We start from the raw sequence: 12,559 nt of genomic DNA, 5'->3' as shown, positions 1-12,559 counted from the left end.
GTAATTTGCCATCGGGGGCACTTTTTATGCCGATCGGGCGCTATCTGCGTTCCAAATAGGACGCTGAGGATGGCGCACGGCGCGCTCCAATGCTGAATACTCCCAAAAATGTACGTCGGGACATGACCCACCTGAGCAAAAGCGCTCAAGTTCGGTGTTCGGGGACGCCAACCGGTCCGCAATGCATGCAAGTCACAGCTCCGGCAACCGTTGAACGGGCAAAACCTACCGTTCACCCCATGGTTGTTAGGTGAACGTTCACCTTTTGAGTCGTAATGGATTAGTATGGTGAACGTTCACCTAAAGGATAACGAGCGCGCCGTGCGCCCGCGTTGCCAGCAAAGGGGCTGTTTGATGAAAAACTTTATGGACGATCAGGATTTCCTGCTGAGCACCAAGACCGGTGAGGAGCTGTTCCACAACTTTGCCGAGGGCATGCCCATCGTCGACTATCACTGCCACATTTCTCCCAAGGAGATTTGGGAGGACAAGCGTTTCGAGAACATCACCGAGGTTTGGCTGGGCGGCGACCACTACAAGTGGCGCCTGATGCGTGCCAACGGCGTCGACGAGCGTTTTATCACTGGCGACGCCCCTGCTCGCGAGAAGTTCCAAAAGTGGGCCGAGACCCTGGGTCGCTGCGTTGGCAACCCCGTCTTTGAGTGGAGCCACCTGGAGCTTAAGCGCTACTTTGGCTACGAGGGCGTCCTCAACGGCAAGACTGCCCAGGAGGTCTGGGACCTTGCCAACGCCAAGCTCGCTGAGGCTAGCTTTACCTGCCGTAACCTGATCAAGCAGTCCAACGTCCGCATGATCTGCACTACCGACGACCCCGCCGACAGCTTTGAGTGGCACAAGAAGATTGCCGCCGACGACAGCTTTGACGTTCAGGTCGTTCCCGCCATGCGCCCCGATGCCGCTTTGCGCATCGAGCGCGGCCAGGAGTTTGCCGACTACTGCAAGCACCTTTCCGAGGTTGCCGGCGTTGAGGTCAGCGACTTTGAGGGCATGAAGGCTGCCATTTCCAAGCGCTACGACGTTGCTCACGAGCTGGGCTGCCGCGCCTCCGACCACGCACTCGACTACGTTATGTACGTCCCGGCTACCGCCGACGAGATCGAGGCTATCTTTGCCAAGGGTCTGGCTGCCGAGCCGCTTACCGAGGAAGAGGTCCTCAAGTACAAGACTGCCTTTATGCAGTTCGTTGCCGGCGAGTATGTCCGTCTGGGCTGGGCCATGCAGCTGCACTTTGGCTGCAAGCGCGACAACAACCGCGCCATGTTTGCCAAGCTCGGTCCCGATACCGGCTACGATTGCATCTCCAACTACACGCCGTCCGACCAGCTTGCCGATTTCCTCAACTCCATTCAGGAGACCTGCGGCCTGCCCAAGACCATTCTGTACAGCCTGAACCCCATCGATAACACCATGATCGATACCGTCATGGGCTGCTTCCAGGAGGCTCCGACCGCCGGTAAGATCCAGAACGGCTCCGCCTGGTGGTTCAACGACAACGAGGTCGGCATGCGCGAGCAACTCACGGCTCTGACTAACGAGGGCGTCCTGGGCAACTTTGTGGGCATGCTTACCGACTCCCGCTCTTTCCTGTCCTATCCGCGCCACGAGTACTTCCGTCGCGTGCTGTGCAGCGTGATCGGCGAGTGGGTCGAGCAGGGCAAGTACCCGGCCGACATGGAGCTGCTGGGCAGTATCGTGCGCGACATCAGCTACAACAATGCGGTCCGCTACTTTGGCTTTGACCTGGACACCGTCGAGGCCTAAGCCCGCATCGAATCACATCGAACTCGGGAGCGCCGTTGCCACACACGGCGCCCCGTTTTGCTTGCACGCTAACAGTTATCTAAGGAGAGACATAGATGGAGAACATCAGCTACGATGCGCTCGAGAAGATCGGCTACAAGGGCTACCTGCTGCCCAAGGACGCTCCCGAGAAGGTTCTGCAGTTTGGCGAGGGTAATTTCCTGCGTGCCTTCGTCGATCGCTTCTTTGACATGGGCAACGAGGCCACCGGATGGAACGGCAAGGTTGTCATGGTGCAGCCCATCAGTGGCGCCTTTGGCTTCGCCGACGGTATCAATGCCCAGGACGACCTGTACACCGTGCTGGTGCGTGGCAAGGAGAGCGGCAACACGGTTGACGAGTCTCGTGTAATCAGCGCCTGCAGCCGCTGCCTTAACCCGTATCGCGAGGACGACTATCGCGCCATGATGGAGGTCGCTGTCTCCGACGACCTGGAGATCATCGTCTCCAACACCACCGAGGCCGGTATCGCCTACGACCCGTCCTGCAAGGCCGACGACATGCCGCCCGCGAGCTTCCCTGCCAAGCTTGTCCAGGTCCTTCACGCCCGCTGGGCCGCCGGTAAGTCGGGCGTTATCGTGCTCGCCTGCGAGCTCATCGATCACAACGGCGAGGAGCTGCTGCGCATCATGAACCAGTACGTAAGCGATTGGGGCTGGGAGGACGAGTTTGCGCAGTGGATGGCCAACGACTGTACCGTCTGCACCACGCTCGTCGACACCATCGTCCCCGGCCGCATCCGCGATCCTAAGGAGGCCGCCGCGGTTGCCGAGCGTCTGGGCTACGAGGACCCCTTCCTGGCCGTGCGCGAGCCCTTCCAGATGTGGGGTATCCAGGGCGACGAGTCGCTCAAGGAGCGCCTGCCGTTTGTGAAGGCCGGTCTCCCCGGCGTCTTCGTGACTCCCGACGTCACCCCGTACAAAAAGCGCAAGGTCCGCATCCTCAACGGTGCCCACACCGCCTTCGTTCCGGGTTCCTGGGTTGCCGGCTTTGATATCGTGCGCGACTGCATGCATGACGAGACCATTCGCGGCTTCATGAACACCATGCTCTACGACGAGGTCATTCCGACGCTTGCCGCCGACTTGGATGTCGAGGACTGCAAAGCCTTTGCCGCCGCCGTCGAAAACCGCTTCGACAACCCGTTTATTGATCATGCGCTGCTCTCCATCTGCCTCAACTCCACGGCTAAGTGGCGCGCTCGCGACCTGCCCACGCTCAAGGACTACGTTGCCGAGACCGGCAACCTGCCCAAGTGCCTGGCGACGAGCCTCGCTACGCTCATCTCCTTCTACACGCAGGAGCTCGTGTCCCGCGAGGGCGACGGCCTGCACCTGCGTCGCTCCGACGGCACCGAGTACACCGCTCAGGACGACGCCTTCGTGCTCGACTTCTACGCCGCCCATGCCGGCGCCGACGATGCCCAGCTGGTGCACGACGTGCTCACCAACGAGCAGATGTGGGGCGAGGACCTTACGCAGATCGCAGGTCTTGAGGAGTTTGTCGTCAGTGCGCTCGCCGTCGTGCGCACCGAGGGTGCCAAGCAGGCCTTCGCCAACGCTCAGGCGTAAATTTCCGGCGCAGACGCGGGCGCGGGACGGCGTGCCCGCGTCTCGACTTCTGCTCAACCTGTAGGGTTAGGACCATTTGCAATGAACACTATCCAGATCAATCCGGCCGACAACGTGATCGTCGCGCTGTCGCCGCTTGCCAAGGGCACCGCCGTCGCGGTTCCCGGGGTGGGCGAGGTCGTGGCCGCGGAGGATATTCCGCAAGGCCACAAGATGGCTGTGCGCTCGATTGCCGCCGGCGAGGACGTCATTAAGTACGGCCTTCCTATCGGACACGTGACGGGCGATGTCCAGCCCGGTCAGTGGCTCCACACGCACAATGTGAAGACCAACCTTTCGGGCGAGGTCGAGTACACCTACAACCCCACGCATCCGGTCGTTGAGTCGGTTGAGCCCGAGACCTTTATGGGGTTCCGCCGCGCCGACGGTCGTGCCGCGACGCGCAACGAGCTGTGGATCATCCCCACGGTCGGCTGTGTCAACGAAGTCGCCCGTGCCATGTGCGAGCAGGCCCAGGATCTGGTCGATGGCTCGCTGGAGGGCGTCTACTACTTCCCGCATCCGTTCGGTTGCTCGCAGACCGGCGCCGACCATGCCCAGACCCGTCGTCTGCTGGTGGCACTGTCGCGTCACGCAAACGCCGCGGGCGTGCTGTTCTTGTCGCTCGGTTGCGAGAACTGCACGCATCAGCAGGTGCTCGACGAGCTCGGTGACTTCGATCACGAGCGCGTTCGTTTTCTCACCTGCCAGGATGTAGCCGACGAGCAGATCGAGGGCCACAAGATTCTGGCCGAGCTGGCAGACCTCGCCAAGCAGGCCAAGCGCGAGCCCATTCCGGCCTCCGAGCTGGTTATTGGACTTAAGTGCGGCGGCTCCGACGGCCTTTCGGGCATTACCGCCAACCCCACGATCGGTCGCGTGAGCGATATGGTTGTCGCCCGCGGCGGCACGTCGGTGCTTACCGAGGTGCCCGAGATGTTTGGCGCGGAGAGCATCCTGCTCGACCGTTGCGAGAACGAGCAGGTCTTTAACGCTGCCTCCGACATGCTCAATGGCTTTAAGGGCTACTTTATTAGCCACGGCGAGGTCGTCTACGAGAACCCGAGCCCCGGCAACAAGGACGGCGGTATTACCACGCTCGAGGACAAGAGCTGCGGCTGCGTGCAAAAAGGCGGGTCTGCCCCCATCGTCGACGTGCTGCCGTATGCCGGCCGGGCAACTAAACACGGCCTGAACATGCTGTGCGGTCCGGGCAACGACATGGTATCCACCACGGCGTTGACGGCTGCCGGCTGCCACGTGATTCTGTTCTCGACCGGCCGCGGCACACCGTTTGGCGCGCCGGCGCCTACGCTCAAGGTGTTCACCAATCAGCGTCTGTGCGACCACAAGGCCAACTGGATGGACTTTAACGCCGGTGTGGTGGCTACGGGCGAGCGTACGCTCGATGAGGCTGCCGGCGATCTGTATCAGCTGGTGCTGGACACGGCGAGCGGCAAGCTTACCAGCGCCGAGCGTCGCGGCTGTCACGAGATCAGCATCTGGAAGGACGGAGTCTGCCTGTAGCGATGACACGTTGAGCGCGTGATTGAATAAGCTGCTGCAAAGACTGGGCGACCCCGCCGAGGACAATTTCGGCGGGGTCGTTTTTCGTTTCTCGTTGCGTTGTCGTGCACGGCTTTTTTGGGGAAGGGTGCCCGGCACCTCCCTCATCTCCAGAGAACAATGAACGTTCACCTAGTTGTTGCGTGGTGCTGAATCGACTTGATAATCAAAAATGCAGGGATTTTTTCATTTTCAGGCCCGTTCAACGGCAAAAAACGGGCGTTCAAGGATAATATACAAGTGAACGTTCACCTATCATAAGCAATCGCGCATAATCTAGCTAAACGTTCACCCTGAACGGCATGCAGACAGACGTCGGTATGGACTCAAATGTCTTGTTACAAGACAATCGAGAAAAGAGAGGGAGCTCGATGACTAATAAGATCGGAAAAAAGCGCAAGATCACATTCTGGACGCGCTTGGGCTTTGGTATGGGCGGTATGCTCAATTCCGGTGCCCTGACCTTTACGCACAGTTACATGGTGCTGTTCCTGTCCACGGAGTGTGGCCTGTCCGCAGGTGAGGCTGCACTGATCAGCTCGTTTGCCATCTATGTCAACGCCATTCTTTGCCCGCTGATGGGCTTTGTGGCCGATAACTTCTATGCCACCAAGATTGGCCGCATCTTTGGTCGTCGTCGTTTCTGGATCTTGCTGGCCATCCCGATGATGATCGCCGAGCCGCTCATCTTCGTGGCTACGCCGTTTGGCTTCCCGTACTACTTTGTGCTGTACCTGATCTACAACGTCGCGTACACGTTCTGCACCGCCAACCTGTCGCCGCTTACCATCGAGATGACCGACGACTTCAAGGAGCGTACGTACCTCACCGGCTACAAGCATCTCTTTGGTAACGCCGCCGGCTTCCTGATGGCTGCACTTGTGGGCTTCGGCTTTGGCACCTTCGGCGAGACCAACCCGTTCAGCTACTTCATCATCGCTACGGTCAACGCTTCGGTCATGGCAATCTCGCTGCTCTGCGTGTACCTGTCCACGTGGGAGCACACCCCCGAGGAGGTCGCTCAGGAGAAGATCGAGAGCGTCGGCGAGGGTATCAAGAAGTTCTTCATCGACGTTATCTCCACCTTCCGCAACAAGTCCTTCCGCAAGGTTCTGTACGCACAGGTCTCCACAAAGCTCGCCGCCGCCTGCTGGTCTGCCTGCCTGTCCTTCTTCATCGTCTACTGCCTGCAGATTCCTAAGTCCTACGAGTCCGTGATGGAGATGCCTGGCAAGGTCGTCGCTATCGTCTGCACCGCCATCTGGGTCGCCCTCATGGCCAAGAAGGGCTTCCACAAGTCTTGGTACCTCGCAAATGTCGGTTGCGCTGCGTGCATCATTGCCTACAACTACTTCGCCTTTGGTCAGATCAACGGCACCTCCACGGTCGCCATCGCCATGATCGCCTACCCCATCATCTTCGCCATCTGGAAGTTCTTCTACGTCGGCTTCCGGTACCTGCCCGATGTTCTGCTCAACTACATCCCCGATGTCGATGAGCTCATCACCCTGCGTCGTCGCGAGGGCATCTACAGCTCCGCGCAGCAGCTCTGCCAGCAGATCGCCCAGGCTATCGCCGTCAACGTGTGGGCTATCGTCCTTGCTGCCTCCGGCTTCATTCAGACCGCCGGCAATAGCGACGCCGTGACCCAGCCCGCTACCGTGCCTCTGTATATCTGCGGCTACATGATCATCGGCTGCGCCGGCTTCTTCCTGCTTGCGGCCGTCCTTGCCCGCGGCATCAAGATCGACAAGGAGCAGTGCGACGTCCTTTGCGACGAGATTCACCGAGTCAAGGAGGGTGGCAAGATGGCCGACGTCAAGCCCGAGGTCAAGGCGCTTTGCGAGGAGCTCTCCGGCTTTAAGTACGAGGACTGCTTTGCCCACAACAACGTTGGCTTCCAGGACGGTAGCGTAACTCCCGCCGAGTAAGGCCGACATATCGTCCAAATCACAGGGCCGTGCCACCGGAATTCCGCCGGCAGGCACGGCCCTTTTTCAACAGCGTACAATTTGCCTTTAGAGCATCTTTTTGAGGGAGAAACCCATGGAGACGAACGTTATCTGGCGCAACGCGCGCGCGGCGGTTATCGAGCTTGACGACGGCGGTTACTTTACCTGCGCCGATACGTGGGAGATCTTTGTCAACGACGAGCCCGCCGGTACCACGAATACGGTCGAGACCTATGTCGACGGCCTGATCCCCGGCAAGCGCAACCTGGTTCGTTTTGTTTGTGGCGAGCGTGAGCTGAGCGTAGGTGTCACCACGCCGGCTGAGCCCTTTACCATCAACGTTCGCGACTGTGGCGCCAAGGGCGATGCCGAGCACGACGACACCACCAACATCCAGGCTGCCATCATGGCCTGCCCCAAGGGCGGGCGCGTGCTGATCCCCGCCGGTAGTTATCGCATCAAGTCCCTCTTCCTTAAGAGCAATATCAACATCGAGCTCGCCGAGGGAGCGGTGCTGTTGGCCCGTCACGATCGCGCGGCGCTTGCCTACATTCCGGGCACGGTCACAGGCGACGAGGGCGCCGGGTATGCCGGCACCGATATGCTGCCCCTGGGCCGCTGGGAGGGCGAGAGTTTCTCGACCTACTGCTCTACCTTTACGGGTCTGAGCGTGCACGACGTGTGCATCTATGGTCGTGGTGCCATCGACGGTCAGACTGATTTTGCCGAGGACAACTGGTGGAACAAGGACTTTAAGAACATCTTTCGCCCGGAGGAGGGCCGCGAGGTCGCCCGCCCGCGCATGATCTTCCTGTCCGAGTGCCAAAACGTGAGCTTGGCCGGCTTCACCGTCCGCAACAGCCCGGCGTGGAACATCCACCCCATCCTGTGCGAGCACGTCGATGCGCTCTGCCTGTCCATCGAGGGTCCCAAGAACTCCCACAACACCGACGGCTTCGATCCCGAGAGCTGCGGTTTTGTTCGCATCCTTGGTTGTCAGTTCTCAGTGGGTGACGACTGCATCGCCATCAAGAGCGGCAAACTGGGCATTGAGCCCGAGCTTCGTCCCGCCACGCACGACGTGCTGATCTCTCACTGCTACATGCATGATGGTCACGGCGCCGTGGTCCTGGGGTCCGAGGCTGCCGGCGGCATCAAGGACCTCACCGTGAGCAAGTGCCTCTTTGAACGCACCGACCGCGGCTTGCGCGTCAAGACCCGCCGCGGGCGCGGCAAGGATGCCGTCAACGAGGGCATTACCTTTGAGCACATTCGCATGGACGAGGTGCTCACGCCCTTCGTGGTCAACTCGTTCTACTTCTGCGACAAGGACGGCAAGACCGACTACGTGCAGTCTCGCGAGGCACTGCCCGTCGACGACCGCACGCCCGGCTTTGGTGCCACGACGTTTTGCGATATCGAGGCCACCAACTGCCATGCTGCCGCGGCCTATATCACGGGTCTGCCCGAGAGCAAGGTGACGCGTCTGACGTTCCAAGACGTTCACGTGACCTTTGCCGACGATGCCGAGCCCTTTGTCCCGGCCATGGCCTGCGGCGTTGAGACCATGGTGCGTCAGGGCATCATTGCGCAAAACGTCAAGGTGCTCGACCTGCAAAATGTGGTAATCGAGGGCCAGGACGGCGAGGAGCTGCAGCTCCAGAACGCCGACAAGGTTGTCCGTTCCTAACTCGGGTTGATGACCAGGGCTGCATTGTCGGATAAATCGGCAATGCAGCCCTTGTGCGATACGGCCGTGTGCGCTGCGCTACGCATCATGGTGAAAGGGAATACATGCTCAATAAAACGATTCCTGTCGGGGTCGATGGCTCGTCTGCCACGATTACGTCTTATGTTTTTGCCCCGACCGAAGATGCTTATGCTTTAAAACCGCTGCCTGCAGTTGTGGTCGTGCCAGGAGGCGGCTACGATCACGTTTCGCCGCGCGAAGGCGAGCCGGTAGCGCTCCGTTTGTTGGCGATGGGCTACCAAGCGTTTGTACTGAACTATTCGGTTGCTCCGGCTGTCTATCCGCTGGCATTGCAAGAACTCGCGCGGGCGGTCGATACCGTCCGAAGCCATGCGGCAGAGTACTGTGTCGATCCTGATCGGATTACGGTCATGGGTTTTTCGGCCGGTGGGCATCTAGTTGGCTTGCTCGGGGCGCTTTGGGACCAACCCTGGCTTGCAGAGTCGATTGCGGCATCGCCTGAGTCGATTCGGCCTGACACACTTTGCTTGGGCTATCCGGTCGTAAGCTCGGGGGGCTATGCTCATCGTGGTTCATTTGAACACCTAACGGGTGCCGATGGCGCTTTGGCTCAAAAGTTGTCGATCGAGAATATGGTGGGCGAGGGTTTCCCCCGTACGTTCTTGTGGCATACCGCCGAGGATGCATCGGTACCAGTTCAAAATAGCCTCCTTCTTGCGCAGGCTCTTGCCGACCACGGGATTGGCTTTAGCCTACATGTCTTTCCGCATGGAAAGCATGGGGCATCGCTCGCCACGGCCCTAACGGCATTTAAGGGCTGCGCCGAGCATATTCAGCCACAAGTTCAGGGCTGGCCTGAACAGTTCGTTGCATGGGAGCGTGATGGACGATGAGCGAAAGTATCTATACGCTGCGCGTTTCGAGGGCTGCGGCAGGAGCGTATCCAACGATTTCCGATGCCTTGGCGGCAGCCGATCAGCTCTATCCGGATGCCGAGCAACCGGTGATGATTCGCGTCGATCCGGGCGAGTATCGCGAGCGGGTCGAGATTCATCGCTCGCATGTGACGATTGAGGGAGAGACGGCCGATAGCGTGCGTATCGTGGGCGGCTTGGGCGCCAAGGTGCCCTCGGGGGACGGATCGGGCATCGACGGAATGCTCGGCACGTTTAGGACCTATACCGTTTTGGTCGATGCCGACGACGTACGGCTCGAGAACCTCACGATCGAAAACGATGCGGGCGATGGGCGCGAGGTCGGTCAGGCGATTGCCCTGTATGCCGATGGCGACCGTCTGGTTGTCGATGCCTGCTGCATTAAGGGGCACCAGGACACACTGTTTTTGGGTCCGCTGCCGCCGCATGAGGCCAAACCGGGCGGGTTCATAGGACCCAAACAGTATGCGCCGCGCCGGGTGGGGCGCCAGTATTTTCGACGTTGCCGGATCGAGGGCGATGTCGACTTTATCTTTGGCGGCGCGCGTGCCTACTTTGAGGGGTGCGAGATTCGCTCGCTCAACCGCGATATGGACGTGAACGGCTACGTGACGGCGGCGTCGACGCCCGAAGGCGAGCCGCACGGCTTTGTGTTCCACGGCTGTTCGTTTACAGCTCCGGATGGCGTGGCGCCGGATTCGGTCTACCTGGGTCGTCCTTGGCGCGAATGGGCGCAAACTGCGCTGATCGATTGCTGGCTGGGGCGACATATCAAGCGCGAAGGCTGGTGGGATTGGAATAAGCCGGCGGCGCACAACTGCGTGCAGTATGCTGGCGCGATCCTGCATGGGCCGGCGGGTGATGCTACCGGCTGGGTGCCGTGGGCGAATGAACTCGATGTGATGGCTGCTGCCGGGTACGCCCGCGAACAGGTGCTTGCCGGTGCGGATGGCTGGGATCCCGAGGGAGGCACCGGTGATGCGGTTGAGACGGCTGGGCTATCTGCCGATGGTCGCACCGTGCACATCGAGACGTACTGCGAAGACGAGCCTGCGCTGCGTGCCCGGCTGAAGCGCGAGGGGCGCTCTGCCGCATTTGCGGGCCAGACTCCTGCAGATTTTGAGGCATGGAAGATTGCGACCAGGACTCGCCTGTGCGATGTTTTGGGCCTTTCGCTTATGGACCGCGCCCCGATTGAGATTCGTGAACTCAGCCGTGTGCGGGTTGCCGGCGGCATCGTGCGCACCCATGCGATGCTGCAGGTGGAGCGCGACGTTTGGATGCCGTTCTACCTTCTCGAGCCGCAGTCGCCTAAGCTCGATGCGCGCGGCCGCAAGTGCTGCTATATCTGCCCGCATGGCCATCAGGGAGCGGGCGCTGCTAGCGTAGCCGGTGTTGCGGGCGTGCCGGCGGTCGATGATGCCGTGCGTAAGTTCAATTACGACTACGGTCTGCGTTTAGCGCGCATGGGCTACGTGGCCGTCTGCCCCGACGCTCGCGGCTGGGGATACCGTCGTGACTGGAAGGGCCAGGGCGATGACGAGAACAACTACTTGCGAGGGACGTGCCTAAACCAGGCACGTATGGCCGAGCCACTGGGTCTTACGGTCGCGGGCCTCAACGTCTGGGACAACATGCGCTTGATTGATTACCTGGCGACACGCGGCGATATTGCCATGGATGACCTGGGTTGCTTTGGTTTTTCGGGTGGCGGCTACATGACGTTGTACCTGGCCGCACTCGACCCGCGTGTGCGCAAGGCGTTTGTCTCGGGCTATCTGTACGGTGTCGGTGATTCACTGCTGCACCTCAATGGCAATTGCAGCTGCAACTACACACCCGGACTTTGGCGCTTACTCGACATGGGCGATATTGCCTCGCTCATCGCGCCGCGCCCGCTGTTGGTGCAGAGCTGCGAAGAGGATCATCTGAACGGTGCGCGCGGGCTGAAAAATGTTGACGAGCAGCTCAAGATCGTGCGCGATGCCTACAAGTTGCTGGGTCGCAGAGATGGCCTGCGGCACGAGGTGTGTCCGGGTGAACACCATCTGGGCGTGGCACATCTTGCCGAGGATATCGAATGGCTCGATTCGCACGTTGCGGAATGCGCCCCCGTGCATAGCCCCTCGGCATGCTGCGAATAAACGGTACGTTCCTGTATGACCGCCGATGGGCGGATGAGGAGAAGATTATGGAAACGAAGAGCTTGAGTGAATCGACCATTTGCTGCTTTGGCGACTCAACGACCTGGGGCGACAACGGCTGCGGTGGGGGAGGCAACGACATCTCGTGGACCTCGCATTTGGGCGCGTTGCTGGGAGGCGCGGTCATCGAGAACTTTGGCATCAAGGGTTCGCGTATCGCCATCAAGGCCGACCGCAGCGATTCGTTTGTCGAGCGCCTGGACGGCATCGACAATGCGGCTGATATCTACATCGTCTTTGGCGGTGTCAACGACTTTAGCCGCAACGTGCCGCTTGGCGAGTTGGGCAGTACCGATGTGCACGAGTTCTATGGTGCACTCGATTACCTGATCCGCACCATCACGGCGCGTTCGCCCCAGGCAAAGCTCGTGTTTATGACGCCGTGCAAGACGAGCGGTAAGCACGAGAAGGATATCCCGGCAAGCGATGAGCTCAATCACCTGGGGTTGACGCAGGTCGCCTACGTAAAGGCGATGCTCGAGGTCTGTGACCGCTACTCCGTTCCGGTGATTGACCTGTATGCGCAAAGTGGCATCAGCCCGTTTTTGCCAGAGCACCGCGAGCTCTATATGCCGGACGGTCTGCATTACAGTCCTGCCGGCTATGAGCGCCTGGCGCAGCGCATCGCCGCGGGTCTCACCGCCGTTTGCCGCTAAAAGTCTGCCGTTTGCGGGGAATATAGGGTTAACGTTCACCCTATATTCCCCGTTCGCGTTACACTAGGGGTAACGTTCACCTATCGTTTATGTCAGAGGGGACA

Annotated in this window: 8 protein-coding genes; all 8 read left to right on the top strand. The window is 60.1% G+C overall.

Annotated elements, in window-relative coordinates:
* Positions 1-354: 354 nt before the first annotated feature.
* The 8 genes from uxaC to KSY82_RS00410 all read left to right on the top strand — a co-directional run bounded on the left by uxaC (position 355) and on the right by KSY82_RS00410 (position 12,455).
* Positions 355-1,782, top strand: a complete 1,428-nt coding sequence (gene uxaC / locus KSY82_RS00445) for a glucuronate isomerase (RefSeq protein WP_217749824.1) — start codon at positions 355-357, stop codon at positions 1,780-1,782.
* 95 nt (positions 1,783-1,877) lie between these two features.
* Complete coding sequence (locus tag KSY82_RS00440; RefSeq protein WP_217749823.1) at positions 1,878-3,392, top strand: tagaturonate reductase; 1,515 nt, start codon at positions 1,878-1,880, stop codon at positions 3,390-3,392.
* Positions 3,393-3,473: 81 nt separating this feature from the next.
* Positions 3,474-4,958 (top strand): UxaA family hydrolase, encoded by a 1,485-nt coding sequence (locus KSY82_RS00435; RefSeq protein ID WP_217749822.1) that lies wholly within the window; start codon positions 3,474-3,476, stop codon positions 4,956-4,958.
* Positions 4,959-5,368: 410 nt separating this feature from the next.
* Positions 5,369-6,928 (top strand): MFS transporter, encoded by a 1,560-nt coding sequence (locus tag KSY82_RS00430; protein ID WP_217749821.1) that lies wholly within the window; start codon positions 5,369-5,371, stop codon positions 6,926-6,928.
* A gap of 115 nt (positions 6,929-7,043) precedes the next feature.
* Complete coding sequence (locus KSY82_RS00425; RefSeq protein ID WP_217749820.1) at positions 7,044-8,639, top strand: glycoside hydrolase family 28 protein; 1,596 nt, start codon at positions 7,044-7,046, stop codon at positions 8,637-8,639.
* Positions 8,640-8,743: 104 nt separating this feature from the next.
* Complete coding sequence (locus tag KSY82_RS00420) at positions 8,744-9,553, top strand: alpha/beta hydrolase (RefSeq protein ID WP_217749819.1); 810 nt, start codon at positions 8,744-8,746, stop codon at positions 9,551-9,553.
* Complete coding sequence (locus KSY82_RS00415) at positions 9,550-11,739, top strand: pectinesterase family protein (protein ID WP_217749818.1); 2,190 nt, start codon at positions 9,550-9,552, stop codon at positions 11,737-11,739. Before KSY82_RS00420 ends, KSY82_RS00415 begins: the two co-directional genes overlap by 4 nt.
* Positions 11,740-11,786: 47 nt before the next feature.
* Complete coding sequence (locus tag KSY82_RS00410) at positions 11,787-12,455, top strand: SGNH/GDSL hydrolase family protein (protein WP_254881637.1); 669 nt, start codon at positions 11,787-11,789, stop codon at positions 12,453-12,455.
* Positions 12,456-12,559: the final 104 nt, after the last annotated feature.

Source organism: Collinsella aerofaciens (assembly GCF_019131995.1).
GTDB lineage: Bacteria > Actinomycetota > Coriobacteriia > Coriobacteriales > Coriobacteriaceae > Collinsella > Collinsella aerofaciens_S.
The sequence above is the reverse complement of the archived record's forward strand: the minus strand, read 5'-3'. Positions and strand labels throughout refer to the sequence as shown.

Bases quoted from the DNA above. Each gene is read 5' to 3' on its own strand.
- uxaC (WP_217749824.1), top strand. From the start codon at position 355: ATGAAAAACTTTATGGACGATCAGGATTTCCTGCTGAGCACCAAGACC.
- KSY82_RS00440 (WP_217749823.1), top strand. From the start codon at position 1,878: ATGGAGAACATCAGCTACGATGCGCTCGAGAAGATCGGCTACAAGGGC.
- KSY82_RS00435 (WP_217749822.1), top strand. From the start codon at position 3,474: ATGAACACTATCCAGATCAATCCGGCCGACAACGTGATCGTCGCGCTG.
- KSY82_RS00430 (WP_217749821.1), top strand. From the start codon at position 5,369: ATGACTAATAAGATCGGAAAAAAGCGCAAGATCACATTCTGGACGCGC.
- KSY82_RS00425 (WP_217749820.1), top strand. From the start codon at position 7,044: ATGGAGACGAACGTTATCTGGCGCAACGCGCGCGCGGCGGTTATCGAG.
- KSY82_RS00420 (WP_217749819.1), top strand. From the start codon at position 8,744: ATGCTCAATAAAACGATTCCTGTCGGGGTCGATGGCTCGTCTGCCACG.
- KSY82_RS00415 (WP_217749818.1), top strand. From the start codon at position 9,550: ATGAGCGAAAGTATCTATACGCTGCGCGTTTCGAGGGCTGCGGCAGGA.
- KSY82_RS00410 (WP_254881637.1), top strand. From the start codon at position 11,787: ATGGAAACGAAGAGCTTGAGTGAATCGACCATTTGCTGCTTTGGCGAC.